General features: G+C 47.5%; 27 protein-coding genes. 15 read left to right on the forward strand and 12 right to left on the reverse strand.

The window, feature by feature from the left end; translation table 11 throughout:
• The first annotated feature begins 44 nt into the window (after positions 1-44).
• Together rph and pyrE are read left to right on the forward strand one after the other, a co-directional pair.
• Positions 45-761, forward strand: coding sequence for a ribonuclease PH (gene rph, locus QMN38_RS15920; protein ID WP_003024054.1), 717 nt, complete (start codon positions 45-47; stop codon positions 759-761).
• 65 nt (positions 762-826) lie between these two features.
• A complete protein-coding gene (gene pyrE, locus QMN38_RS15925) occupies positions 827-1,468 on the forward strand; it encodes an orotate phosphoribosyltransferase (RefSeq protein WP_271442020.1) in 642 nt (213 codons plus the stop codon).
• 82 nt (positions 1,469-1,550) lie between these two features.
• Here pyrE and slmA read toward each other — a convergent pair whose 3' ends face one another.
• The 3 genes from slmA to coaBC all read right to left on the reverse strand — a co-directional run bounded on the left by slmA (position 1,551) and on the right by coaBC (position 3,920).
• Positions 1,551-2,147 (reverse strand): nucleoid occlusion factor SlmA, encoded by a 597-nt coding sequence (gene slmA / locus QMN38_RS15930; protein WP_003827257.1) that lies wholly within the window; start codon positions 2,145-2,147, stop codon positions 1,551-1,553.
• Positions 2,148-2,263: 116 nt separating this feature from the next.
• Positions 2,264-2,722, reverse strand: a complete 459-nt coding sequence (dut, locus tag QMN38_RS15935; RefSeq protein WP_061066835.1) for a dUTP diphosphatase — start codon at positions 2,720-2,722, stop codon at positions 2,264-2,266.
• Entirely contained in the window at positions 2,700-3,920 is a 1,221-nt protein-coding gene (gene coaBC / locus QMN38_RS15940) for a bifunctional phosphopantothenoylcysteine decarboxylase/phosphopantothenate--cysteine ligase CoaBC (protein ID WP_271454910.1), read from the reverse strand. The genes dut and coaBC overlap by 23 nt, the downstream gene beginning before the upstream one ends.
• Before the next feature lie 171 nt (positions 3,921-4,091).
• On the opposite strand from coaBC, the gene radC reads away from it, so the two are divergent.
• The 4 genes from radC to mutM all read left to right on the forward strand — a co-directional run bounded on the left by radC (position 4,092) and on the right by mutM (position 6,365).
• A complete protein-coding gene (gene radC / locus QMN38_RS15945) occupies positions 4,092-4,757 on the forward strand; it encodes a RadC family protein (protein WP_271442021.1) in 666 nt (221 codons plus the stop codon).
• Positions 4,758-5,032: 275 nt separating this feature from the next.
• Positions 5,033-5,269: a 50S ribosomal protein L28 gene (rpmB, locus tag QMN38_RS15950; RefSeq protein WP_003024071.1), complete on the forward strand. Its 237-nt coding sequence runs from the start codon at positions 5,033-5,035 to the stop codon at positions 5,267-5,269.
• A 20-nt stretch (positions 5,270-5,289) separates the two neighbouring features.
• Positions 5,290-5,457 carry a 50S ribosomal protein L33 gene (gene rpmG / locus QMN38_RS15955; RefSeq protein WP_003024094.1) on the forward strand — a complete coding sequence of 56 codons (168 nt, stop codon included), beginning with the start codon at positions 5,290-5,292 and terminating at the stop codon, positions 5,455-5,457.
• A 98-nt stretch (positions 5,458-5,555) separates the two neighbouring features.
• Positions 5,556-6,365: a bifunctional DNA-formamidopyrimidine glycosylase/DNA-(apurinic or apyrimidinic site) lyase gene (gene mutM / locus QMN38_RS15960; RefSeq protein ID WP_323605334.1), complete on the forward strand. Its 810-nt coding sequence runs from the start codon at positions 5,556-5,558 to the stop codon at positions 6,363-6,365.
• A 49-nt stretch (positions 6,366-6,414) separates the two neighbouring features.
• Here the strand turns inward: mutM and coaD are convergent, their stop codons facing one another.
• The 3 genes from coaD to QMN38_RS15975 all read right to left on the reverse strand — a co-directional run bounded on the left by coaD (position 6,415) and on the right by QMN38_RS15975 (position 9,416).
• Positions 6,415-6,894 carry a pantetheine-phosphate adenylyltransferase gene (gene coaD / locus QMN38_RS15965; RefSeq protein WP_271442023.1) on the reverse strand — a complete coding sequence of 160 codons (480 nt, stop codon included), beginning with the start codon at positions 6,892-6,894 and terminating at the stop codon, positions 6,415-6,417.
• A gap of 8 nt (positions 6,895-6,902) precedes the next feature.
• A complete protein-coding gene (gene waaA / locus QMN38_RS15970; protein ID WP_271442024.1) occupies positions 6,903-8,180 on the reverse strand; it encodes a lipid IV(A) 3-deoxy-D-manno-octulosonic acid transferase in 1,278 nt (425 codons plus the stop codon).
• Between the two features lie 246 nt (positions 8,181-8,426).
• Positions 8,427-9,416 (reverse strand): glycosyltransferase, encoded by a 990-nt coding sequence (locus tag QMN38_RS15975; protein WP_323605335.1) that lies wholly within the window; start codon positions 9,414-9,416, stop codon positions 8,427-8,429.
• Between the two features lie 311 nt (positions 9,417-9,727).
• Between QMN38_RS15975 and QMN38_RS15980 the strand changes: the two genes are divergently transcribed.
• The 5 genes from QMN38_RS15980 (at position 9,728) to QMN38_RS16000 (ending at position 15,085) form a co-directional block, all read left to right on the forward strand.
• Positions 9,728-10,978, forward strand: a complete 1,251-nt coding sequence (locus QMN38_RS15980; RefSeq protein ID WP_323605336.1) for an O-antigen ligase family protein — start codon at positions 9,728-9,730, stop codon at positions 10,976-10,978.
• 268 nt (positions 10,979-11,246) lie between these two features.
• Positions 11,247-12,251 carry a lipopolysaccharide core heptosyltransferase RfaQ gene (rfaQ, locus tag QMN38_RS15985; protein WP_416348266.1) on the forward strand — a complete coding sequence of 335 codons (1,005 nt, stop codon included), beginning with the start codon at positions 11,247-11,249 and terminating at the stop codon, positions 12,249-12,251.
• Positions 12,252-12,272: 21 nt separating this feature from the next.
• Positions 12,273-13,397, forward strand: coding sequence for a glycosyltransferase family 4 protein (locus QMN38_RS15990; protein WP_323605338.1), 1,125 nt, complete (start codon positions 12,273-12,275; stop codon positions 13,395-13,397).
• Positions 13,390-14,187 (forward strand): lipopolysaccharide core heptose(I) kinase RfaP, encoded by a 798-nt coding sequence (gene rfaP / locus QMN38_RS15995; protein ID WP_271448767.1) that lies wholly within the window; start codon positions 13,390-13,392, stop codon positions 14,185-14,187. The genes QMN38_RS15990 and rfaP overlap by 8 nt, the downstream gene beginning before the upstream one ends.
• Before the next feature lie 127 nt (positions 14,188-14,314).
• Complete coding sequence (locus QMN38_RS16000; RefSeq protein ID WP_271457307.1) at positions 14,315-15,085, forward strand: glycosyltransferase family 25 protein; 771 nt, start codon at positions 14,315-14,317, stop codon at positions 15,083-15,085.
• 128 nt (positions 15,086-15,213) lie between these two features.
• On the opposite strand, the gene rfaC is transcribed toward QMN38_RS16000, so the two are convergent.
• From rfaC to rfaD, 3 genes are all read right to left on the reverse strand, one after another.
• Positions 15,214-16,173, reverse strand: a complete 960-nt coding sequence (rfaC, locus tag QMN38_RS16005; protein ID WP_323605339.1) for a lipopolysaccharide heptosyltransferase RfaC — start codon at positions 16,171-16,173, stop codon at positions 15,214-15,216.
• A gap of 3 nt (positions 16,174-16,176) precedes the next feature.
• Positions 16,177-17,223 (reverse strand): ADP-heptose--LPS heptosyltransferase RfaF, encoded by a 1,047-nt coding sequence (gene rfaF / locus QMN38_RS16010; protein WP_323605340.1) that lies wholly within the window; start codon positions 17,221-17,223, stop codon positions 16,177-16,179.
• A 79-nt stretch (positions 17,224-17,302) separates the two neighbouring features.
• A complete protein-coding gene (gene rfaD / locus QMN38_RS16015) occupies positions 17,303-18,283 on the reverse strand; it encodes an ADP-glyceromanno-heptose 6-epimerase (RefSeq protein WP_048227317.1) in 981 nt (326 codons plus the stop codon).
• Between the two features lie 303 nt (positions 18,284-18,586).
• Here rfaD and QMN38_RS16020 point away from each other — a divergent pair, with 303 nt between their 5' ends.
• The 3 genes from QMN38_RS16020 to tdh all read left to right on the forward strand — a co-directional run bounded on the left by QMN38_RS16020 (position 18,587) and on the right by tdh (position 22,123).
• The gene (locus QMN38_RS16020) at positions 18,587-19,702 is read left to right on the forward strand and encodes a glycosyltransferase (RefSeq protein ID WP_323605341.1); all 1,116 of its coding nucleotides are present in this window, start codon (positions 18,587-18,589) and stop codon (positions 19,700-19,702) included.
• Positions 19,703-19,891: 189 nt separating this feature from the next.
• The gene (gene kbl / locus QMN38_RS16025) at positions 19,892-21,088 is read left to right on the forward strand and encodes a glycine C-acetyltransferase (RefSeq protein ID WP_323605342.1); all 1,197 of its coding nucleotides are present in this window, start codon (positions 19,892-19,894) and stop codon (positions 21,086-21,088) included.
• Positions 21,089-21,097: 9 nt separating this feature from the next.
• On the forward strand, positions 21,098-22,123 hold the full coding sequence (tdh, locus tag QMN38_RS16030) for an L-threonine 3-dehydrogenase (protein ID WP_005120462.1): 1,026 nt from the start codon (positions 21,098-21,100) through the stop codon (positions 22,121-22,123).
• Positions 22,124-22,190: 67 nt separating this feature from the next.
• Here tdh and rfaY read toward each other — a convergent pair whose 3' ends face one another.
• Complete coding sequence (rfaY, locus tag QMN38_RS16035) at positions 22,191-22,877, reverse strand: lipopolysaccharide core heptose(II) kinase RfaY (RefSeq protein ID WP_323605343.1); 687 nt, start codon at positions 22,875-22,877, stop codon at positions 22,191-22,193.
• Between the two features lie 247 nt (positions 22,878-23,124).
• Here rfaY and QMN38_RS16040 point away from each other — a divergent pair, with 247 nt between their 5' ends.
• A complete protein-coding gene (locus tag QMN38_RS16040) occupies positions 23,125-24,159 on the forward strand; it encodes a glycosyltransferase (protein WP_323605344.1) in 1,035 nt (344 codons plus the stop codon).
• Here the strand turns inward: QMN38_RS16040 and QMN38_RS16045 are convergent.
• Both QMN38_RS16045 and envC read right to left on the reverse strand, forming a co-directional pair.
• Positions 24,146-25,117: a divergent polysaccharide deacetylase family protein gene (locus QMN38_RS16045; protein ID WP_323605345.1), complete on the reverse strand. Its 972-nt coding sequence runs from the start codon at positions 25,115-25,117 to the stop codon at positions 24,146-24,148. The two genes, QMN38_RS16040 and QMN38_RS16045, sit on opposite strands and share 14 nt — an antisense overlap.
• 3 nt (positions 25,118-25,120) lie before the next feature.
• Positions 25,121-26,380, reverse strand: coding sequence for a murein hydrolase activator EnvC (gene envC, locus QMN38_RS16050; protein WP_323605357.1), 1,260 nt, complete (start codon positions 26,378-26,380; stop codon positions 25,121-25,123).
• Positions 26,381-26,388: the final 8 nt, after the last annotated feature.

The following is a 26,388-nucleotide window of genomic DNA, read 5'->3' on the forward strand; positions in this document are numbered from 1 at the left end:
CGTATAATGCGCAGCCACATTCGTTTCAAGCCGGAGATTTTATCATGCGTCCAGCAGGTCGTAGTGCCAATCAGGTGCGTCCCGTCACCCTGACCCGTAATTATACAAAACACGCTGAAGGCTCCGTGCTGGTCGAATTTGGTGATACCAAAGTGTTGTGCACCGCGTCTATTGATGAAGGTGTTCCGCGTTTCCTGAAAGGCCAGGGCCAGGGATGGATCACCGCAGAATATGGCATGCTGCCTCGTGCCACGCATACCCGTAACGCACGTGAAGCGGCAAAAGGTAAGCAGGGTGGCCGTACCATGGAGATCCAGCGTCTTATTGCGCGTGCGCTGCGTGCAGCAGTTGACCTGAAAACTCTTGGCGAGTTCACCATTACGCTGGACTGCGATGTTATCCAGGCTGATGGTGGTACGCGTACCGCATCCATTACCGGTGCCTGCGTCGCTTTGGCTGACGCGCTGAACAAACTGGTAGCAAGCGGTAAGCTGAAAACCAACCCAATGAAAGGGATGGTTGCGGCAGTCTCCGTAGGTATTGTAAATGGCGAAGCGCTCTGCGACCTGGAATACGTTGAAGATTCTGCCGCAGAAACCGACATGAACGTGGTGATGACCGAGGACGGTCGCATTATTGAGGTACAAGGTACGGCAGAAGGTGAGCCGTTCAGCCACGAAGAGCTACTCACCCTACTGGCATTGGCCCGAGGGGGAATTGAATCCATTGTAGCGACGCAGAAGGCGGCGTTAGAAAATTGATTTTAAAGGCGACTGATTAGTCGCCTTTTTTTTGTCTGTAATAAAGTGAGATGAGGAGCGAATCCATGAAACCGTATCAGCGCCAGTTTATTGAGTTTGCGCTTAGCAAGCAGGTACTAAAGTTTGGCGAATTTACGCTGAAATCCGGGCGCAAAAGCCCCTATTTCTTCAACGCCGGGCTGTTTAATACCGGGCGCGACCTGGCACTGTTAGGCCGTTTTTATGCCGAGGCGCTGGTGGATTCCGGTATTGATTTTGATCTGCTGTTTGGCCCTGCGTACAAAGGTATTCCTATCGCTACCACGACAGCGGTTGCATTGGCGGAGCATCACGACAAAGATTTACCGTACTGCTTTAACCGTAAAGAGGCGAAGACCCACGGCGAAGGCGGCAACCTGGTGGGGAGCGCGCTACAAGGACGTGTGATGTTGGTTGATGATGTGATCACCGCCGGGACAGCGATTCGTGAGTCAATGGAGATTATCCAGGCGAATGGCGCACGGCTTGCTGGCGTATTGATTTCTCTCGATCGTCAGGAACGTGGGCGTGGCGAGATTTCAGCTATCCAGGAAGTAGAGCGTGACTATGGTTGCAAGGTGATTTCTATTATTACTCTGAAAGACCTGATTGCCTATCTGGAAGAGAAGCCTGAAATGGCAGAACATCTGGCAGCCGTGCGAGCATATCGCGAAGAGTTCGGCGTATAAGAACTGCCGGATGGCGCTGCGCTTATCCGGCCTACGCACTTACCGGGCCTACGGTTTACGTAGGCCGGACAAAACGAAGTCGTTACTGCAACTGTGCGGCAACTAACGGCCAGCGGGTGTCAAAGTCATCCGTTGGACGGTATTTAAATTCGCTGCGCACAAAACGAGATAACATACCTTCACAGAAAGCCAGTAACTGACTGGCCAGCAGCGTTTCATCTACAGTGTAACCTTCGCCTTCACGCATTCTTTTTTCTCGCAGAACCTGGCGCAACTGTGCCTCAATGCGTTCAAAAAGCTGGTTAATACGGCCTTGCAGACGATCCTGTTCAAACATGAGCGCATGCCCGGTCAGAATGCGCGTCAGACCGGGGTTACGTTCACCGAATCCTAAAATCAGCAGAACGATCAGACGCAGACGTGCGTTGGTGTCCTTTTCATCTTTTAAGATCAGATTGATACGGGTAATCAGACTATCTTCGATAAACTCAATCAAGCTATCGAACATGCGGGTCTTGCTGGGAAAATGGCGATACAATGCCGCTTCGGAAACGCCCACAGAGGCTGCCAGTTTTGCTGTCGTGATACGCTGGCTTCCATCACTGGATTCCAGCATCAGCGCCAGAGACTGAAGTATTTCTTCGCGACGATTCCTTTTCGCAGTTTGCTTTTCTACCATGTTACAAAATACCCCTGAAAATAAGCACTTGCCAGGCAGGCATCCACACAGCGACCGCAAACGACTGTTTGCGGTATGTTATTGCGTTATTACGCTGAGGGATGCTTCTCTACGGGTTACTTGCGCCCGGAATGGCCGAAGCCGCCTTCGCCACGATCGGTGGCTTCAAACTCTTCCACCAGATTAAATTCAGCCTGCACAACCGGTACAAAGACCATCTGTGCAATACGTTCGCCTGGCTCAATGGTGAAGCTATCCTGGCCACGGTTCCAGATAGACACCATCAGCTGACCCTGATAGTCGGAATCAATCAAACCGACCAGGTTACCCAGTACGATACCGTGCTTATGACCCAGACCTGAGCGTGGCAACATCACTGCGGCCAGTGAAGGATCGGCGATATGGATGGCTAACCCGGTTGGCACCAGCGTTGTTGCGCCAGGCGCTAATTCTACGGCGTCATCAAGGCAGGCACGCAGGTCAAGTCCGGCAGAACCAGAGGTGGCGTACGTCGGGAGCGGAAATTGTTTCCCTACGCGCGGGTCCAGAATTTTAACGTCGATTTTTTTCATCATAACGGGTCACGATCTCGTCGAGTAATAGTTGGCCCAGGAGTTCTTTGCGCTCAAGCGGTAAGACTTTATCTCCATCCTGCCAAAAAAGGTGTAATGCGTTGCTGTCGCTATTAAATCCTTGAGTAGAAAGCGAAACATCGTTCGCACAGATCACATCAAGGTTCTTGCGGAGGCGTTTTTGCCGGGCATATTCTTCCACATTATTTGTTTCGGCGGCAAACCCAACGACAAAAGGACGGTTAGCATCCAGTGCGGCAACACCGGCAATAATATCCGGGTTCTTGATCATTTTTACTGTTAATTCATCGCCCTGCGTCGCCTGCTTTTTGATTTTTTCGTGGGCGACGGTCTCCGCGCGATAATCAGCAACTGCGGCGCAGCCAATAAAAATATGCTGATGCTGCACTGAAGATTGCACGGCTGCTTCCATTTCTAATGCCGTCATGACATCTACGCGCTGTACAAAAGCAGGTGTGGGCAGAGAAACGGGGCCCGATACCAGAGTGACATTCGCCCCGCGTCTGGCTGCTGCGGCGGCGATAGCAAATCCCATCTTCCCGGAGCTATGGTTGGAAATATAACGCACAGGATCAAGCGGTTCGCGCGTTGGGCCCGCGGTTATCATGATATTGAGATGTTGCAGATCGTTTACAGAAGAAAAATGTTCTGCCGTCATATCCACAATTGTTAAGGGATCCAGCATACGGCCAGGACCGATGTCGCCACATGCCTGACTACCACTGTCGGGTCCCCAAATGAGTAAACCGCGGGAGGCGAGGACGCCAAGATTATGTTGAGTTGCGGCGGCGCGGTACATTTGCTGGTTCATGGCTGGCAGCACTGCAACAGGAGCAGGGGTTGCCAGACAGATTGTTGAAACCAGATCGTTGGCCATACCTGCTGCGACGCGAGCAATCAGATCTGCCGTGGCGGGGGCCAGAATAACCAAATCGGCCCACTTACCCAGTTCAATATGACCCATTGCGGCTTCAGCAGCGGGGTCAAGCAGGCTGTCGGATACCGGATAGCCCGAAACTGCCTGTAAGCTCAGGGGAGTAATAAAGGCTTTTGCCGCGTCAGTCATTGCTACGCGGACGTCTGCACCACGTTCCCGTAAGCGACGTACCAACTCAGGGGTTTTGTACGCAGCAATGCCACCACTGACGCCAAGTACAATTTTTTTACCGGCCAGGCTCATCATGATCTTTCCTGTTGGGTTACACCAGAAGGCGGATATTTTATCACACTCCATCATTTATCGTGCTTTTGACCGTGATCCACTTTGCGAAGCGCCACGAGGAATGGATAACAGAGCATCGATCCGCCGCTGGTGTTATGCCACCATGCGGATGCGAAAGGGAGGAGAAGCATGAAAAATACAGGATGTTTGATGCCCCGGGAAAAGATGATGGAGTTTGGGGTCAATTCACTGACGGACGTCGAGTTACTGGCGCTGTTTTTACGCACTGGAATCAGGGGAAAAGATGTCCTGACGCTGGCGAAAGAAATGCTACAGCAATTTGATTCGCTTTACGGCTTGTTGTCGGCTGACTACATGGATTTTAGCCTGGTTCAAGGCATTGGCCTTGCGAAGTACGCTCAGCTTAAGGGCATTGCTGAGTTGGCAAGACGCTACTACGACGTGCGGGTGATAGAAGAAAGGTCGATACTTAGCCCGGAAATGGCACGCGAGTTTCTGCAAAGTCAGCTATCGCAAGAAGAGCGCGAGATCTTTTTGGTGATCTTCATGGATTCGCAACATCGAGTGATAAAACACAGCAAACTTTTTTCCGGGACGCTTAGCCATGTAGAGGTGCATCCGCGAGAAATTGTCCGTGAAGCGATAAAAATGAATGCGTCGGCGGTGATCCTTGCGCATAATCACCCCTCGGGGTGTGCAGAGCCGAGCAAAGCAGATAAACTCATCACCGAGCGTGTTGTGAAATGCTGTCAGTTCATGGATATCCGGGTGCTTGATCATCTGATAATTGGGCGCGGAGAGTACGTTTCTTTAGCGGAACGCGGTTGGATTTAACGCACTTTACGCGATCCATCGGGATCTTTGTCTGTTCGGGACTTGAGCACATCGCTGACTCAGCGTATACTACGCCACCTTTGAGAATCTCGGGTTTGGCATTTGGGCCTGGCAATCGAGAGTTCGCAAATACATAAAATCATTCATTCGGCATCCAACGACGTTGCAGTATGAACGATTAAGTGTATTGAACTGCGATAACCGGGCTGAGAAGCCTGACGAGGCGCCAATACCCCATACGAAGCTCGAGCTAATTTGATTTTTGGAGAATAGACATGTCCCGAGTCTGCCAAGTTACTGGCAAGCGTCCGGTGACCGGTAACAACCGTTCCCACGCACTGAACGCGACTAAACGCCGTTTCCTGCCTAACCTGCACTCTCACCGTTTTTGGGTTGAGAGCGAGAAGCGTTTTGTCACCCTGCGTGTATCTGCTAAAGGTATGCGTGTAATTGATAAGAAAGGCATCGAAACAGTTCTGTCCGAACTGCGTGCCCGTGGCGAAAAGTACTAAGTACTAAGAGGAAATAAATCATGGCTAAAGGTATTCGTGAGAAAATCAAGCTGGTTTCTTCTGCTGGTACTGGTCACTTCTATACCACTACGAAGAACAAACGTACTAAGCCGGAAAAACTGGAACTGAAAAAATTCGATCCAGTTGTCCGTCAGCACGTTTTATACAAAGAAGCGAAAATCAAATAATTTTCGTTTTGATGTAAAGAAAAACCCTGCCTCGGCGGGGTTTTTTGTTTTCTGGCCGTCCCCATATTAATGAGACCTGTTACAGCGCCGGAGATGCTATGCCTGAATTACCTGAAGTCGAAACCAGTCGCCGTGGTATTGAGCCGCATCTGGTAGGGGCGACGATTCTACACGCCACTGTGCGTAATGGTCGTTTGCGCTGGCCGGTATCTGAGGAAATCTATCGCCTGAGCGATAAACCTGTGCTGAGCGTACAGCGCCGCGCGAAATACCTGCTGCTGGAACTGGCGGATGGCTGGATTATCATTCATCTGGGGATGTCGGGTAGTCTGCGTATTCTTCCTGAAGAACTTCCCGCAGAAAAGCATGATCACGTCGACTTAGTGATGAGTAATGGCAAAGTCCTGCGGTATACCGATCCTCGACGTTTTGGCGCCTGGCTGTGGACGAAAGAACTGGATGGACATAATGTCCTCGCTCATCTTGGCCCAGAGCCGCTGAGCGACGATTTCAACGCCGCTTATCTCCAGCAGAAATGCGCAAAGAAGAAAACGGCGATAAAACCCTGGCTGATGGATAATAAGCTGGTAGTGGGGGTGGGAAATATCTACGCCAGTGAGTCTCTCTTTGCGGCTGGCATCCACCCTGACCGCCTGGCATCATCGCTGTCGAAAGATGAGTGTGAGCTGCTGGTACGCGTTATTAAGGTTGTATTGCTGCGCTCTATCGAACAGGGTGGAACGACGCTGAAAGATTTTCTGCAAAGTGACGGCAAGCCGGGCTATTTTGCTCAGGAATTACAGGTTTATGGACGTGAAGGTGAGCCTTGCCGCGTATGCGGAGCGCCAATTGTTGCGACTAAGCACGCTCAGCGAACGACGTTCTACTGCCGCCGCTGTCAGAAATAACATCCATTGCAGGCCGGATAAACCTTGTCGGCTTACCCGGCTAAATGCACTACTTCAGCTTATCCATTAGCGCCTGATGAACATTTTTCGGCAGGAAGTGGGTCACGTCACCCTGGTGGCGGGCGACTTCTTTAACCAGCGATGATGAAATAAACGACCACTCTTTAGAAGGCATCAAAAAGACGCTTTCCAGTTGAGGCATTAAGTGGCGGTTCATGTGCGCCAACTGCATTTCATACTCAAAATCAGCCACAGCACGCAGGCCACGAATCAGAATATTGGCCTGATTATCGCGGGCAAAGTTTGCCATTAAATCGCTAAATCCCATGACTTCTACATTACCCAGATGCGCCGTTGCCTGCTGTGCCAGTTGAACGCGTTCTTCCAGCGTGAACATCGGTTTTTTACTGGGGCTTGCGGCAATTGCCAGGATCACGTGATCAAACATGCTTGTCGCGCGTGTCACGATATCAAGATGGCCGTTAGTTATGGGATCGAAGGTTCCTGGATAAATCGCCCGTTTTTGCATGACAGCCCTCAATGCGTTTTGGGTGGCAGGTAAGGTTCCAGCAGCTGCAGCAGACGCTGTAGCGCGCCCTGATTTTGGTACAGTACTTCAACAGCATGGCGACCATAAAAATTACGATAATCTTCATCGGTCAGTAGGGACGAAACCTCTTTCACCAGCGTGGTGACGTCGGTGACGGTGATCAACCCACTTGCCTGTTCCAGTCGGGCGCAAATATCTTTGAAGTTAAAGGTATGCGGGCCCATCAATACAGGAATAGCATGTGCCGCTGCTTCCAGTGGGTTGTGCCCACCACGCTCAACCAGAGAGCCGCCGACAAAAGCAAGATCGGCAATGCCGTACAGCAGCATCAACTCACCCATCGTGTCGCCAATAACCACCTGGGTACTTGAGGACGGAACTTCGCCAGAAGAGCGTGTGGTAAAGCTTAGACCAGCCTGGCGTACGAGGTTAATGGCATCCGGGAAGCGCTCAGGGTGTCTGGGAACCAGAATCAATAAAAGATTCGGGAACTGATGTAACAGCGCCTGATGAGCTGCGATGATGATGCTTTCTTCCCCGTCATGCGTGCTGGTCGCAATCCATACCGGGCGATGAGGTGCCCACTGGCGTCGTAACGTAACTGCTTTAGCGGCCAGCTGTGGGGTGACGGAAATATCAAACTTCAGGCTACCGGTGACGGTGACCTGATTGCTTCTGGCTCCCAATGCAATGAAGCGAGCGCCATCTTCTTCGTTTTGTGCAGCAATCAGCGTAATGCGGCGTAATAGCCTGCTAACAAATTTCCCTAATTTAGCGTAGCCAGTGGCTGAACGTGCGGAAAGGCGTGCGTTGGCGATGACCAGCGGGATATGGCGCTTATGCAGCGCAGCGATCAAATTTGGCCAGAGCTCGGTTTCCATAATTAACACCAGTTTGGGGTCAACTTTATTCAGGAAACGGTTCAGTGCATCCGGTAAATCATAGGGAAGATAGATATGTTGAACGTCTGTGCCAAAAGCAGATTGCACGCGCTCAGAACCGGTTGGCGTCATGGTGGTAACCGTGATCGGCAAATCGGGGTAACGATGTCTCAGAGCGCGGACTAATGGGATTGCTGCCAGCGTTTCACCCACGGAAACTGAATGGAGCATGATGCCGCCTGGTTTCAGTGGGCGGCGATAAAAACCGTAGCGTTCACCCCAGCGTTTACGGTACGCCGGAGCTTTACGTCCGCGCACCCAAAGCCGTATCCAGATCAGAGGCTGAATAAGGTAGAAAAGGGCGGTGTAAAGCAATTCTAGCATAATAGTAGCTGGCTTATGGATGTGCTGGGGATTCTATGTATTTAACTATGGCTTTACCATCATTTTTGCTGATTTTTTGAGGAAACTGTACGGATCACGAGAAAGGGGGCCTGAGTTGTGTTGTCCCGCTTTGTAATCTCTGCAGTGGAAGGCTAAAAACGGAATGGTTATGGTCATAAAAATCGATCATTTTATGCAATATGCCAGAGACACAACCATTCCTGAAAAGATAATAATATCAGAGTATTAGCGTTTTTTCTGTGTTTGATATTTGTTAACTAAATACTTAACATAGAAAATAAAAGCACCGAGGAGATGACCATTGTGTTTTAAATGTGTGCTTTTCCGCGATAGCTGTTTATACGTAGTAGGCGCCAATAAAGGAATATCTTTCCACGGCGAATTCTCTCTGGCTATTTTGAAGTATTCGACTTCAGCATAATATTGCGCCCAGTCATGCCAGGGTTTAGTGACGCCGACATAGTGAATGAATACCGTTTGTGATGTGATTTTAAAGGCATCACCACCTTTCTTGGCTAACGTATCGATGTTAAAGAATGAATTGAATTTATGGTCCAGAATTTTTACGCGATCATTGAAGAGAACGTTCAACGCATCCTGATCGGGATGTGAAAAACGGTTTTCATTGACCTTTGAAATGACCTGCAGAGTCAAATTAGTATCTTTCAATTCTGGAAGATTAAAATACATAAAACCTGAGTTGAAGTACAGGCCTGGATTGATACCGGCAACAGCAGACGTATCGACAAAGCTATCATGGACAGCCATTAATACATTACCATTAAATTCTTCCGTGAGTAACGAGGCAAGGCTTCCTTTACATATAATATCAGAGTCAAGATATATAATGCTACTGAGTTTATCGGCAAAATAATCGATTGCAATAAGTCGGAAATAGATTGAGTAATTCCATGCCTTAGATGCAGTAGGTAGATTTTTTAATTCATTATCATCCAGCACATAAAACGTAATGCGGGTATTGTATTGACTTGCCAGGACAGAAAAAAGATGAAGTTGATGTTCATCAAGATAATTAGTGAAAATATGGAAATGGAAGTTCAGATCCCGATTATTTAAAAGTACCGATGTTATTGAAACGCCCGTACCATAAAGAAAGGGTCTGTCAGCGCCATAGGTAATATTGACACATGGAATGTTTTTATCGTCATTATTAATATGTGCATTCTTAATATATTTTATTATATTTTCTTTCACATCTTTTTCCTTTTGATTCTTTCAGAGTGCACGCGTGTTTATGTAAGACAAAATGGCTCTCCTGTTGGCATAGAATAGAACAAACTGTAAAGGAAGGAAAGAGATACTTGGTGGGTAAATTTTCTTTATTAATCATGGTGTTATATGATATTTTTTTTGTGATTAGAACGAAGAAACACAATGAGAGGAAGAGACTAAAATTAATGGGGGATTTTTACGATGTTATATAATAAGATATGCCCCATAAATCGTGCGAGTGAGTGTTTGTTGTTGATTAACAAGGCAATTTGAAGAAGTGAGATTTGAATTTTATGAATCAAGTAAGATACAGTCAAAATGGTAATATCTTGATTTTAAGCAAAGTTGTATTGGTCTTAATGATTTTTGGCTTATTTACGATAGATAATCAGGGGGTGCTAAATATGACCTCTTTGCTCGCTGTGGTTTTATCTATTTACTATATTAAAGCCAACAAAATAGATATTAAAAACATTGTGCTCGATCTCATGCAGAAGAGAAAATTATTGTTACTCTTCACGTTATGGTGTGTTTTTTGTATTGTATTTTTTACCTATAAAGATAAATCTCTTGATGCCTTTACCATATTGATAAAAGACTGGCGTTACCCGTTAGTGATGATGTTGTTTTTTGGCGCATTCAGTAAACATATCACCTCACTGAGACAGTTTTTTGTCATTGGTGCGATACTTACTCTATCCTATATTGTCTTAGTGGTGCCAATTTTAAGAATTATAAAAAATAACCCGCAGGAACTGTATCTACAGCTTCGCTATGGTTTCGCATTCTATGTTGTTATGCTATTTCCGTTTGTATTAACAGGGGCGATCTTATTCAAGAATCACTTTCTGAAAACAGTATTGTATATCATTTCTGCGCTTGCATTTGTTTTTTTATCATACACCGGGAGTCGGGCAGGAATCTTAGCAATTGTTGTAGAGATTTTCCTGATTTCATTTCTGGTGAGTAAAACCATCAAGAGATTTATCGCTGCTACCTGTGGCTTGCTATTTATAATGGTTGCTTTGCTTTTCGGGGCCTACAACACAGTGGGTCAGGTAAAAATGAAAGTCGATCAAACTCTGCAAATGAATAACGTCACATCCAGTCGTGATGAAATCATCTCAGACCGTTTTCCTTTAGTAATGAAAAATATCAACAATGCCGTCTTTGGCATTGGGTATGGAAATTCTACATACAACCAGTATTTAGAGGACCATAACGCGCCGAAAAATGGTGGAGTATATTCTGAGCGGAACAATGGCTATAATATAGATGAACCGTTCTTTATGATAATTCTTTATAATGTTGGAGCAATTGGTCTCGTCTTGTTTACTGCGGCTTTTTGCATTACATTTAAAGACATATATATCCGAGCCAGAAGCCAAAAAGATATTTTTAGCATTTCATTACTGTGCTCTCTCGTTGGCTACATTCTTATATATTGTTTATTTGAAAAGATGTTCATAAATGTTTTTTTATTATACAGCATAGCCATCCTGATGTTGTATGACAAAAATGAGCCAGAAAAAGTAACGAATTAGCATTAAAATGAGCCTATGTGCCGTAGTTGAGAATGTAGGCTCAATTTTCATAATATGATCGATAGTCTCATATATTGTAAATATTCATTTGTTCTCTAATTCACATAGATATCGAATTGTCAAGTGAATAGTGGTATAATATAAACGATAAAATAAGATGGTGTGTTCTGCAGTACACAGGTAGCTGTTGAGCCTGGGGCGGTAGCGTGATTTGAAAATTAACAATAACCTGAAAGGGTAGAGTGTGAAAAAGATCCTGGTAATAAAGATGCGCTTTCACGGCGATATGTTGCTAACCACACCGGTCATCAGCACGCTTAAAAAGAATTATCCTGATGCTGATATTGATGTTTTACTCTACGAAGATACCATTCCTATTTTATCTGAAAATCCCGATATCCATGCTTTGTATGGCATAAAAAATAAAAAGAGTTCTGCTTTTGAGAAAGCAAAAAATTTCTTAGCGCTGATCAAGGTACTACGTGGTAATCATTATGATTTAGTGGTCAACCTTACCGATCAGTGGATAGTTGCTTTACTGTGCCGCTGCTTGGATTGTCCAATAAAATTGACACATGATTTCTCGCACAGAAATAAGAAATTCTGGCGCGACAGTTTTACTCATCACGTTCCTCTAAGTGGCGATCATTGGGTCGAACGTAATTTGTCTGTGCTGACGCCATTAAATCTAAAAGAATCAGTTCCGGTACTGAAAATGGTTTATGGTGAGCAAGTCTGGCAATCTGTTCGGAAAAAACTTCCTCAGGTTGATACCCAGAAGTATGTTGTTATACAGCCTACGGCGAGACAAGAATTCAAGTCGTGGGAGAATGATAGATTCTCCCTGGTGATTGACGCGATACATCATTTGGGGTATCAGGTTGTACTGACGTCTGGACCCGGTGCCAGCGATATTGCCTGCGTCGATGAGATTGCCAGTGCATGTGAAACCAAGCCTTTAACTGAAATTGCCGGTAAGACAACATTCCCTGAGCTTGCTGCATTAATTGATCATGCTGTACTTTTTATTGGTGTCGACTCTGCCCCGATGCATATTGCTGCAGCTGTTAAAACCCCCATCATTTGTCTTTTCGGTGCCACCGATCATATCGCCTGGCGACCATGGTCTGATGATGTAGTTCAATTTTGGGCTGGTGATTACCAACCAATGCCTGTGCGTGAAAAACTTGATCGAAGTAAGAAATATTTATCTGCTATACCAGCGGAAGACGTGATTGCAGCCATAGCGTCGCGGTTACCTAAACTCGATTAATAAAGCATCCGGATATATAAAATGGTTATTGCTTTCTGTTTGTATAAATATTTCCCTTTTGGTGGGTTACAGCGTGATTTTTTGCGTATAGCGTCAACAGTCGCATCACGTGGACATCATGTTCGGGTTTACACACAATCATGGCAAGGAAATATTCCAGACAGCCTGGAGATCATTATTGTTCCTGTGAGGTCATGCTCCAACAACGGGAAAAATGCTGAGTATCATCGGTGGGTAAGTAAACATCTTGAGAGTAATCCAGCAGACCGGGTCGTTGGGTTCAATAAAATGCCTGGGTTAGATGTTTATTATGCTGCTGATGTCTGCTACGCAGAAAAAGTCGCGCAAGAAAAAGGTTTGCTCTATCGTCTGACACCACGATATCGGCATTATGCCGCCTTTGAAAAAGCTACATTTGCTGAGGGAAAATCAACACAGCTGTTGATGCTAACAGATAAGCAAATTGCGGATTTTCAGAAGCACTATCATACTGAGCCAGCGCGTTTTCATATCCTTCCGCCGGGGATTTATCCTGACAGAAAATACAGCTCTCAGCCAACAAATTGTAGAGCTAGCTTCAGGAAAGAAAATGATATCAGTGATTCCCAGTATTTAATTATACAAATCGGTTCTGATTTTACCCGTAAGGGGGTCGACAGAACTATCAAGGCGATCGCTTCCTTACCGGAAGCTGTCCGCAAACAAACGATTCTGTTTGTTGTGGGTCAGGATAAGCCTGATCGCTATATAAAGCTGGCAACAGAGTATGCTGTTGCTGACAATATCAAGTTCTTCCCTGGCCGTAATGATGTCTCAGAATTAATGGCAGCGGCCGATCTATTGATTCATCCGGCATACCAGGAAGCCGCAGGGATCGTGCTGGTTGAAGCAATTGCAGCAGGTTTACCTGTCATAACAACGGCCGTTTGCGGATATGCCCATTATATTAAAGATGCTGAGTGCGGCATTGTTATTGATGAACCGTTTGAGCAAAAATTATTAAATGAAGCTGTTTATTTTTCTTTAACTGACTCAGGGCAGAGAAATGCATGGAAAGATAATGCACAACACTTTGCTGATACTCAAGACCTTTATAGTCTACCTGAGAAAGCAGCTGATATTATTATAGGTGGGACCCATGGTTGAGTTAAAAGAACCATTTTTATCCTTGTGGAAAGGGAAAGATGCTTTTTCTGAAGTGCAGAAGCTGCAGGGAGAAACATTTAGGCAGCTCGAAACGCGTAGAACGATAAGGTTTGAGATTGCAGGTAAAAGCTATTTCCTGAAATGGCACCAGGGAACTAAACTGAAGGAAGTTATCAAAAACTTATTCTCCTTACGTTTGCCGGTACTCGGAGCTGATAGAGAATGGAATGCTATACACCGTTTGCAGGAACTGGACGTTGATACAATGCACGGTGTTGGTTTCGGGCAACAAGGTATAAATCCGCTCAACCGTATCTCTTTTATTATAACTGAAGATCTGAGCCCGGCGGTTAGCCTGGAAGACTATTGCGCAGATTGGTTGGTGAATCCACCTGCGCGAAAAATTAAAATGGCATTAATTGAGCGTCTTGCCATTATGGTCAGAAGGATGCATCAGGGAGGCGTTAATCACCGTGATTGCTATCTCTGTCACTTCTTATTGCATCAACCGGCCAATTTTGAGGATAATACGTTCAAGCTGTCGGTTATTGATCTGCACCGAGCTCAGATCAGGAATGCGGTTCCTATTCGCTGGCGTAATAAAGATCTGATTGGTTTGTACTTCTCCTCGCTAAACATCGGGTTAACGCAAAGAGACTACTTCAGATTTCTGAAGATATACTTTAAAAAAGATATTAATAAAATTATTCGTGATGAATCCGATCTCTTTGCAACCTATGCAAGAAAAACCGATAAGATTATTAATCATACATCAAAGAATAAACTATAAATATGAAATAATAGACTTTGTATAGCTACATAGAATAGTTAATTAAGTTTATTTAGCTGGCTAGTAATTGTTAATCTTTATTTCACGATGACTGTGCTGGCTTAATTATATTAGAGGGTTTGAACTCATGCACGTGCTGGTCATTTCGCTTCCTTTTGACGATGCCCGAAGAAAACGCGTATCAGATATAATGAATGAATTAAATATCGAGTATTCGTTCGTTGATGCTATCTATGGGAAAAATTTGTCTGCCGAAGAAAAGCGCAAGATACCGTTAACTGACTTTCAGCACAGGGAAAACCACACGCCTACTGATGGTGAACTGGGTTGCTCACTAAGCCATATGAAGGCTTTTAAACAGTTTGGGCAGAGTGGACAAAATTGGGTTTGTATTCTTGAAGATGACGCAATTATCGATCAGAATTTTAAGGAATTTATATCGACTGTCGATGAAAGTGTTCTCAATAAAGACGCGTTATATCTACTTGGTGGGCAGGATGGTTTAAGGTATAAGAATAAAGTTGTCTTAAATTTGCTTAAACTCAAGAAAATTGGTGGCCAGACCTTCGGCAAAGTCATATTTGGTCATGGATATGTTTTGCGAGCCTGCGGTTATTTAATGAATTCTGTAACAGCTCAAAAACTTGTTTCCCGTTTTGAAAATAACTTTTTCATTATAGATGAATGGGCATATCTGATGCGCCAGGGCTATTTTTCTGATATATACCTGGCAAACTTTGTCCATCACCCTGAAGAGTTGTCCGGGAGCTGGTTAGAGAAAGAGCGTAAAGAGATAAAGAGTCACAAGAAAAAGCAGAAATCACTTTTCAGACGTAAAATTTCCTCTTCATATTGGCATGCCCGACGAATTATTCTTGGGTTATGTTGGTGGAAGTAGATGAATGCAGCAATGCTTAATCGTGGATGAAATACGATATAGAGCATAGTTTTAGTCAGCCGCAGATATGTTAAATAGCAAAGCGATTGTATAAGAACGAATTTAACATATCTGCGATACCTGAATAATTACGGCAGCGCTATGTGAGAATAAACCTGAGTGGGTTCAAGCAAAGCAAGCTTTCCTTCCGGGGCACGACATGTGACCTGATTCTTCCCGTATCCCCCAATCAACCCCGGGTCCGTAGGGCCATATAGCGTAACATTCGGCCGATCCAGTGCGGCGGTCAAGTGGCTTAATCCGGTGTCAACGGATACCACAAACTTAGCGCCGGCTAATATCCGGGCGACATCCCCAAGGCTCATTCGCGGTAAAACGTCTACGTAATCAAATCCCTCTGCCAGTCGTCTGGCTCGCGCTTCTTCATGCGGAGCACCCCAGGGGAGCTTAATACGTATTTCTGCATGATTGAATAAGCCAATGAGCTCCCGCCACTTCGCTTCCGGCCAGTGCTTGTCATCACGAGTGGTGGCGTGCAGGAAGACGGCATACTGCCCTGCATCGGCATCGCGTTCGCTCAGAAAATGCTGTGCAATTGCGTAATCACCCTGCGACTGGGGTTTGACATATCCCAGACTTTTCGCGAACAGCTCACGAGTACGTTCAACAGCATGCTGTTGTTTGGCGATATAATGCTTACGGTTATAAAACAGACTTGCCAGCGGTTCACGCGCGGTACTCCAGTCCATACCATGCTTAATGCCGTGCGCCAGACGTGTGACCAACGCGGCGCTTTTTACCAGCCCCTGGGCATCGATAACCACGTCATAGTTCTGTAAACGCACCGCATCGCGAAAGGCTTTGCGCTCTGCTTTAATGGGGGCGGAAAACCAGGCTTTACGCCAGCGGCGAATCGCCACCGGTATCACACGGTTAACGGCCGGATGCCAGGAGGGGATTTGAGCAAACCCTTCTTCCACGACCCAATCAAACTGAATATCCGCAATGGCCTGCTGCGCATCTGTTAATGCGGGCAACGTATGCAGCACATCGCCCATTGACGATGTTTTAACGATCAGAACCCGCATCCGTCAGATTTCCTCTTGTAACAACAGGTCATTCAGTTCTTCCAGTACGCGCTGAGGCGTGATGTCAATCAGGCTCTGGTGATACCCTTGTGCAGAATCCCCCTTACGTACCTTGTGATACCCCGTAATCAGGCGAATCACGCGAGCTTTGTGGGAGAGTGGTGGAGTGAAATCCGGGCTGCTGGGGCCATACAGAGCGACCAGCGGACGATTTAGTGCGGCAGCCACGTGCATCAAACCGGAGTCATTGGTGACCACGGCTTTGCAGGCGGCGAGAAGAATAACGGCCTGCTCCAGCTGCGTTTCACCAGCCAGGTTCCGACACCATGCCTGCTGTTCAACGCTCAGCGCAGCCAGAATATCATTACCAGCCTCATGATCCTTAGCCGAGCCAAACAGGACAATCTGATGACCTTCGTCGATCAACTGCTTTGCCAGTTCAGCATAGTGGTAATGTGGCCAACGTTTCGCTGGACCAAATTCTGCGCCAGGGCAGAAGCCGATGACTGGACGTTCAGCCGAGAGGGAAAATTGGCTACAGGTAAGTGACTTTTCGCCTTCACTGACCTGCAATTGTGGCCACAGCAGCGGCTGTGGTAAATCTTTGGCTGTGAGCATCACGCCTTTATCGTACGCTAACGCGACATAGCGCTCGACCATCAGCGGCCAGGCTTCCTTATCCAGTACACGTGCATCGTTCAGCAGACCATAGCGCATCTCGCCACGCCAGCCGGTACGATGAGGAATACCCGCGAAGAAGGGTACCAGTGCGGATTTAAATGAGTTCGGCAGGACGTACGCGCGATCGTAGCGTTTATCACGCAAACTGTGGCCCAGTTTGCGGCGCTCGCCAATCTCCAGTGCGCCGTGTCCAAGCGGCATGGCGATAGCATCGTTGACTTCAGGCATGCGTGATAATAACGGACGGCACCATGCAGGTGCCATCACGTCGATTATTGCCTGGGGATAGCGCGCCTTGAGCGTGCGATAGAGACTTTGCGACATCATCATGTCGCCCACCCATGACGGGCCTACCACCAAAATCTTCATTCACTTCATCCTTCAAGCTGTCTCTGCGTTGGCTGCCTGCGTTCACTCCGGTCACTTACTCTTGTAAGCTCCCGGAGATTCACTTAGTTGCCGCCTTGATACCGCTCGAATGATTTTGTGAATTTGTAGCGTTGTCGCGGTTCAGCCAGGCCATATATTCCGTCACGCCTTCGGCAACGGTCTTGAACGGTTTGTCATAGCCCGCAGCGCGCAGGTTAGTCAGATCCGCCTGAGTAAATGCCTGATAGCGTCCTTTCAGTTTTTCCGGGAACGGAATGTACTCAATGCTGCCTTTTTTGTGGTATGCCAGCGTGGCATCCGCGACGGCCTGGAAAGACTCTGCGCGACCAGTACCGAGGTTAAAGATGCCGGAAACGCCGTTTTCCAGGAACCACAGGTTTACTGCTGCAACATCGCCGACATAGACGAAATCACGTTTGAAGTTTTCACTGCCTTCAAACAGCTTGGGTGTTTCGCCGTTGTTGAGCTGAGTATTGAGATGGAAAGCTACGCTCGCCATGCTGCCTTTGTGACCTTCACGTGGCCCGTAGACGTTGAAATAACGGAAGCCAACGATTTGAGAATTTGCTTCTGGCAGGATCTGGCGTACATATTCGTCGAACAGGAATTTTGAGTAGCCATAGACGTTCAGCGGCTTCTCATATTCACGAGATTCGATAAAGTCAGAGGTACGACCGCCGTACGTTGCTGCAGAAGAGGCATACAGGAACGGAATTTCACGCTCCAGACAGTAGTGCAGCAGCTCTTTGGAGTACTGATAGTTGTTGTCCATCATATACTTGCCATCCCACTCGGTAGTGGAAGAGCATGCGCCTTCGTGGAAAATTGCTTCGATATCGCCGAAATCTTCTCCAGCCATAATCTGGATCAGGAAGTCTTCCTTATCCATATAGTCAGCAATATTCAGATCCACCAGATTCACAAACTTGGTGCCGTCTTTTAGGTTGTCCACCACCAGAATATCGGTGATGCCTTTGTCATTCAGGGACTTAACGATGTTGCTGCCGATAAAGCCCGCGCCGCCGGTAACGATGATCATAAATGTAACCTTCGAATTATGGAGTCAGAGACAATCTCAGACACGAATACCTCTAATCATATCACTACATGGCGTCGGCTTCAGCAGTACGTCGCGTCATGTGGCGTGCGGCATTTGTGTTGGTTATTGCTTTCGCTGTTTATATTCTTGATTGAAATGGTCTAGGCAGAGTGGTGTATGATTCCCGTTGTGAATGGGTGTTCAGGCGCGCGGTGCCGGCTTTTTCGGAGCCATCAACGAATGAATAAGCAAGGCATAGCACGGTGTTGGGGCTGACAATAGTCATTGGAATGAAAATAATATATGCAACTTAAGAAGATAATTATTACAGGTTATGAAACCAGTGGCCTCGGCGGTATGGAGACGGTATGTATTAATCTGGTGAAGCTGCTGCGGATGCAAGACCCTGATATTGATGTCTCCTTTGTTTTCTTTAAGAAAAATAATAATAGCAATGTCAATATTGGCTGGCTTACGGGGCAGCGCTATTGTCATCTTTCTTCTAATATAAAAATAACTAAATTAAGAAGACTAAGTTTTGCTTATGGTTTGCGAAAAATTATACATCAGGAAAGTCCTGATGTAATTATATCCCTGGATACGCTTTCATGTTATATCAGTCACGTTGCAAGAAAATATACAAGCAAGCAGGTTAAAATATTTTCATGGTTTCACTTCTCTATTTTTAACTTCTACAAAAATAATTACAAGAAAAAAATCAAGTACATTAATAAAGCTGACTATCATCTTTCAATTAGCTCTGGGATAACTCAGCAACTCATTGAGATGGGAATAGAAAAAAGCACTATTGCAACGATTTACAATCCCGTTGCGCGATGCGATATCCGTATCCCTACCCCAGAGAAGCATGCCCGGTTTGTGTATGTAGGCAGGGTTGTAGCAGATGGGCAGAAAAATGTACGTAGTCTTTTCAACGGGTTGGCTAAACTAAAAGGGAAGTGGTCCTTAGATATTGTCGGCACCGGCCCGGATGTTGATACCTTAACGGCATTAGCTGAAACGTTGGGGATTAGCGAAAAAATTCACTGGCATGGTTGGCAGAAATCACCGTGGGAATATATTCAAAATACGCTGAAAAATATCACCTGCCTGCTGCTAACTTCCCATTTTGAAGGTTTCGTTATGGTTCTGGTTGAAGCCAGCGCTCACGGTGTTTATGCCATTAGCTCTGATTGTGAAACGGGGCCTGCAGACATTATCAAAGAAGGGATAAACGGTAATTTATACCCGACTGATGAACCAGAAAAATTTGTTTCCTTGCTGCAGGAAATCGTTGATGGCAAAGCGTTGCCTGCCGGCGAGCAGATTCAGCAGGCGATTGAGGAATTCTACGAAGACAACTATATCATTAAGGTTAATAAGGCCTTTGCTATGGCAGGATTTACTCTGGCACCGTAATCAGCGTCTCAGGTCATTGATGACGCGACAACGTAAGCCTGGTTGTGATGCCAGGTCTGCCATTCCTGAAAGGTTATGTGGGTACACGTGATTTATGCTGCATTTTAGACAAGTCATGATGAGTCATCTCGTACAAACCAATAGCATTGGGTAATATGTGCTGAAATTTGCCCAGTCTGGAGAATTGCAATGCGTGGGAATTTTTATAAGCAGTTAACGAACGATCTGGAAACCGCACGCGCGGAAGGGTTGTTTAAAGAAGAGCGCATTATTACGTCTGCTCAGCAGGCTGATATCACCGTGGCTGACGGAAGCCATGTTATTAACTTTTGTGCGAACAACTACTTAGGGCTGGCTAACCACCCGGAACTGATTGCAGCGGCAAAAGCGGGTATGGATTCTCACGGATTTGGTATGGCCTCGGTGCGCTTTATTTGTGGCACTCAGGACACCCATAAGCACCTGGAGCAAAAACTGGCTGCGTTCCTGGGTATGGAAGATGCCATTCTTTACTCTTCCTGCTTTGACGCCAACGGCGGCCTGTTCGAAACGCTGCTGGGAGCAGAAGATGCCATTATCTCTGATGCCCTGAACCACGCCTCTATTATCGATGGTGTGCGCCTGTGCAAAGCGAAGCGTTTCCGCTATGCCAACAACGATATGCAGGAACTGGAAGCGCGCCTGAAAGAAGCGCGTGAAGCAGGTGCCCGCCACGTATTGATCGCCACCGATGGTGTGTTCTCTATGGATGGCGTTATCGCTAACCTGAAAGGCGTATGCGATCTGGCAGACAAATATGATGCGCTGGTGATGGTAGATGATTCCCACGCGGTAGGCTTTGTGGGTGAGAACGGCCGTGGCTCTCATGAGTATTGCGACGTGATGGGTCGTGTGGACATCATCACCGGCACGCTGGGCAAAGCACTCGGTGGCGCATCGGGTGGTTACACTGCGGCACGTAAAGAAGTTGTTGAGTGGCTGCGTCAACGTTCTCGTCCGTATCTGTTCTCTAACTCACTGGCTCCGGCAATTGTTGCCGCTTCCATTAAGGTGCTGGAGATGGTTGAGGCGGGTAGTGACCTGCGCGATCGTCTGTGGGCGAATGCGCGTCAATTCCGTGAGCAAATGTCCGCAGCAGGCTTCATGCTGGCAGGGGCCGATCACGCGATTATTCCGGTCATGCTGGGTGATGCGGTTGTTGCACAGGCGTTTGCCCGCGAACTGCAAAAAGAGGGGATTTACGTTACTGGATTCTTTTATCCAGTGGTTCCAAAAGGCCAGGCGCGTATTCGTACCCAGATGTCTGCGGCACATACCCCTGAGCAGATTACGCGTGCAGTCGACGCGTTCACACGCATTGGTAAACAACTGGGCGTAATTGCCTGAGGATGTGAAATGAAAGCGTTATCCAAACTGAAAGCGGAAGAAGGCATTTGGATGACCGACGTTCCTGAACCGGAAGTCGGCCATAACGATTTGCTGATTAAAATCCGTAAAACAGCCATCTGCGGGACTGACGTTCACATTTATAACTGGGATGAGTGGTCGCAAAAAACCATCCCGGTTCCAATGGTTGTAGGGCATGAATATGTCGGTGAAGTTGTTGGCATCGGCCAGGAAGTTAAAGGCTTCAAAATCGGCGATCGCGTTTCTGGTGAAGGCCATATTACTTGCGGACATTGCCGTAACTGCCGCGGTGGCCGTACTCACCTGTGCCGCAATACGACCGGTGTCGGCGTAAACCGTCCAGGCTGTTTTGCTCAATACCTGGTGATCCCGGCGTTTAACGCCTTTAAAATCCCGGACAATATCTCCGATGATTTAGCTTCCATATTCGATCCATTCGGTAACGCGGTACACACGGCGCTGTCATTTGATTTGGTTGGCGAAGATGTGCTGGTTTCCGGTGCGGGTCCGATTGGTATTATGGCTGCCGCGGTAGCGAAGCACGTTGGTGCACGCCACGTAGTGATTACCGATGTTAATGAGTACCGTCTGGAGCTGGCGCGTAAAATGGGCATTACCCGCGCAGTCAACGTCTCGAAAGAGAACTTGACCGACGTGATGGCCGAACTGGGGATGACCGAAGGGTTCGATGTGGGTCTGGAAATGTCTGGGGCACCGCCAGCGTTCCGCACCATGCTGGACACCATGAACCACGGTGGCCGTATTGCCATGCTGGGGATCCCGCCCTCAGACATGTCGATAGACTGGACGAAAGTTATCTTTAAAGGTCTGTTTATTAAAGGTATCTATGGTCGCGAAATGTTTGAAACCTGGTACAAGATGGCGGCACTGATCCAGTCCGGTCTTGATCTGTCGCCGATCATCACCCATCGATTCTCGATTGATGAGTTCCAGCAGGGCTTTGATGCCATGCGTTCAGGCCAGTCCGGGAAAGTGATCCTGAGCTGGGATTGAGTGCGCAGCGTGCATTCAATGTTAATTACGGCCAGATATCGCTATCTGGCCGTATAAACCATAGATTTTATTTTCCGCGGACCTTTCTGGATAACGATCTTATATTTTCTTTAAGCAGGATGAGTTTATAAATTAACCCTCTGCCTTTAACGTTAATATTATATTTTCGTTGTAATGCCAGAATGTCATTTGCCTGACAGACCTTCATATTTCCCTTACAGGACAGGTCAATAATCCTTAACTCACCCGTTGGCGTGCGAATGAAATTCCCTGGGTGAATATCATTTGATGCCAGTCCGGCCTTGTGAAGACGCAGCACGCATTGCTTTACCTCGTCAGCATTCTGCTGGTTAATTTCCCTTAAAGGAACCCCTTCAATATATTCATGAATAGTATAAACATCATGGCACTGGCGAAAACGTGTTTTCTCAGCAGCATAATAGAGATCGGCAGTACAGATGCGCATTTCCGGCGGGAGCTTGTCCAGTTTCCTGATCAGCCGGGAATAGAAAGGGCCGGAGGTAAAGTTCTGTAATTTTTTCTCAAATCGAGGATCAACTTCACGGTCATTTTTGATGATAAATTTTTGTGAGTTGTACTCGACCAACTCCACGCTGCGCAATGCGTTACCACTGCTCAGCGGTTTGCCACTGATTTCTTTTTTGATGTATTTATTCATCAGTGACTTAAGGTCTTTTCTAGTCTCTTTGCAATAGACCGTATAACCTTTTTCATGTGTCTTACTGATGGCCATCTTTTCCCTCAATATCAGCCTATAGAGTACGTTAATTCATAGGGATAGAGTATACAGGTTGTGCACCCCGATATGTAGACGATCTGAGCTATCATCAACCTGCTAAACGCAGGCGTGGCAGGGTATCTTTCTCAAATCGGACGCTTTCGCTGCAGCGTTTCTGCCCATAAATACGTTCTAACCTTAATAATTCCTTAATGAAACTGTAGTAAAAGTCATCAGCGTAATGACAAACCTGGGTTAGCTGATGAGAAACCGCACAAGTATGTTGAGTGTTATTATTCCGTTGTATAACGTGGGTGATAGTTTTCGGGATTGCATGGAATCGTTGATCGCACAGACATGGACTGCGCTAGAGATCATCATTGTGAATGATGGTTCAACGGATAACTCTGTTGATATTGCACAACATTATGCGGATAACTATTCCCACGTGCGGTTGTTGCATCAGGCTAACGCAGGGGCATCTGTAGCGCGTAACCGTGGCCTGGAAGCGGCCAAAGGGGATTATGTTGCATTTGTCGATGCCGATGACCTGGTTTATCCCAATATGTACGAAACCCTGATGACCATGGCAATTAAGGATGACCTGGATTTAGCCCAGTGTAATTCCGACTGGTGCATTCTCGAAACGGGACACACCTGGCAATCAATACCGACGGATCGTCTTCGGTCTACGGGGGTGTTGACCGGCCCTGACTGGTTACGTATGGCGTTGGCTTCACGCCGCTGGACACATGTGGTGTGGATGGGAATTTATCGCCGGGATGTTATTGAGAAAAATAAAATAACGTTTATTCCGGGGTTACATCACCAGGATATTGTCTGGACGACGGAGTTTATGTTTAACGCTGTACGCGTGCGATATACCGAACAATCTTTATATAAATACTTCTTACATGATCAATCAATCAGCCGTCTTAAACGACAAGGTTTAAAAAATCTCAACTACCAGCGACACTATATTAAAATTACGCGGTTATTGGATAGGCTGAATCGTGAATATGCCGATCGGATTACTATTTATCCGGAATTTCATCAGCAAGTCACCTATGAAGCATTACGCGTATGCCATGCGGTCCGTAAAGAACAGGATGTGCATATTCGTCAGCGTATGATCGCAGAGATTTTTGTCTCGGGTATGTATAAGCGCATGATAACTAACGTACGCAGTGCCAAAGTATTGTATCAGGCACTGCTATGGTCATTCCGTTTATGGAAATGGCGCGATAAAACATCAACGCCTTCGCGTATTGCCCGAAAAGCGCTTAATCTACGTTAGCATTCATGGTGCTGGGTGAAGATGTGTTCCCCCAGCCTTGCCACTGCAGTCTCATATATTGCACCAGCGTGCTTTGTGTGATGCTTTCCCCTAGCACGCTAAAGAATCGGTTGGCGTAAACCGGCTCCAGAGGTTGCTTCGGTTTGCACAGTTTCACCCCACGGAAAGGATTACGGGGCGCATCTGGCGTACCGTTTCTCGGCGGAGTGAGATTAGGCCTGGAGGTATCGACTTGCGGCTCATTGAGCAGACTGCTCGGACGAACCAGCGTAATATCGGCTGGCAGGCTATACAACATCTGCTGCAATACGCGTACCGTAGAAGGGTGAGGGTGCCCGATGGCAATCGCTGACCCGTTACGGCGAGCAAGGTCGACTGCACGATTAAACTGACGGCGAATATCCGCTTCGTTTTGTGTATCGTCGAGGAAGACTTTGCGTTTAATGACCTTCACCCCGGTTCCTGCCGCTGCGCGCATGGCCTGACTGTTGCCGATAGTCATACTGTCCAGGAAGTAGAGATCGTAACGTTCCAGCGCCTGCATGACCTTCTGCATACCGAACAGGCTGGACGTCATTGCGCTGCCCATATGGTTGTTCAGCCCCACGGCATTCGGCACTTTGCTTACCGCGTCGCGAATAATCCGTTCAATTTCTTCGCTGCTCATCTCCGGGCGTAACGTGTCTTTCTCCAGCGGTTGCTTGCTCAGTGGAGCCATCGGCAGATGGATCAACACCTCATGCCCGCTGTTATGCGCTTTCATCGCCATTTCACGTGCATGCGGGGCGTTTGGCAGAACGGCAACGGAGACAGTGGAAGGCATTGCCAGCACCTGCTTTTCCGTTTGCGGACGATAACCGAAATCATCAATGACGATAGCAAGTTTGCCGGCGAAAACAGGTGTTGCGAGTGCCAGCAGGCTGGCGAGTGAGAGCAAAGTACGACGAAACTGAGGCAAAACTTATCTTCCCAACCACGGCTGTGGATTGACCGCCTGACCCTGGCGACGAATTTCGAAATAGAGTGCTGGCCTGCCCTGACCACCGCTGCTACCCACAAGTGCAATAGGCTGCCCGGCGCGAACCTGCGTACCCACGCTGACCAATGCGCTTTGGTTGTAACCGTACAGGCTCATATCGCCTTTACCGTGTTCAACCACGACGACCAGTCCATAGCCCTGCAACCAGTCTGCCAGAATGACGCGACCATCGGCGATGGCTTTGACTTCGGTACCTTCGGAGGCACCAATAACCATCCCTTTCCAACGTAGCTCACCTTGCAGCTGTTCGCCATAGCGATGTAGTGTTGGACCACGAACGGGCCAGAACGCCTGGCCGCGTGGTGAACCCAACCCGCCGGTACGAGACATCAGTGATTTCTCGCTTTCGGTTGGCTTATAGGTTGAGCCTTTGCGTGATGCTTCCTGCTGCTTATCACGTACAGCCTGCGCCTCACGCGCTTCACGCTCTGCGCGGGCTTTCGCAGCGGCTTCGGCTCGCGCAATACTGTTGCGCAGACGGGATTCGTTGGCTCGCATCTCGCCTAACTGCTGCTGGCCCTGCTGAATGGATGATTCCAGGCCCGCGAGCGTTTTTTGGCGTTCATTACGCGCCTGCTCCAGTTTTGCCTGCTGAGCACGCTGTTCGTACAGCAGCGTCTGCTGTTCGCTTTGCTTATCTTCCAGCTCAGCTTTCTGCGAATCGACCTCTTCGCGGGTTTGCTTCAGTTGTGCGATTGTCTCCTGGCGTGCCTGGTTCAGATAGCCGAAATAGGCCTGCAGGCGTTGTCCGCGCTGAGTCTCTTCACCGCTGAGGATCAACTGAATACCAGTATGTTCACCCTGGCGAAATGCAGCATCTAATTGGGCGGCCAGACTGCGCTCTTGCGCTGCCCGCTGCTTTTCCAGCTTCGCGAGCGCGGCGTTCATCTCAGCGATTTGTGCGTTCAGCTGTGCCAGTGAGTTTTGCGTTTCGCGCAGTTGCCTTGCGGCGACGGCGATAGCCTGTTCCTGAGCTTTAAGCTGAGCAAGGAGGGTGGCGCGTTGTTGCTGCTGCTGGCGTACCGCGCGTTCTTTTGCCGCGATATCGGCCTGAATTGATTTGAGCTGATCGCGTTCGTCCGCGTGGGCGGAAAAGGCGCACAGCAATACGCCAGCGCTAAGCGCGCTGGCGTAGAACAAGGGCCTGACTGAAAACTTTGGCAGTTTCACGGCCCGAGTGATGGTATTAA

Source organism: Citrobacter sp. R-1.5.2 (assembly GCF_035064245.1).
In the GTDB taxonomy this organism is placed as follows: domain Bacteria; phylum Pseudomonadota; class Gammaproteobacteria; order Enterobacterales; family Enterobacteriaceae; genus Citrobacter.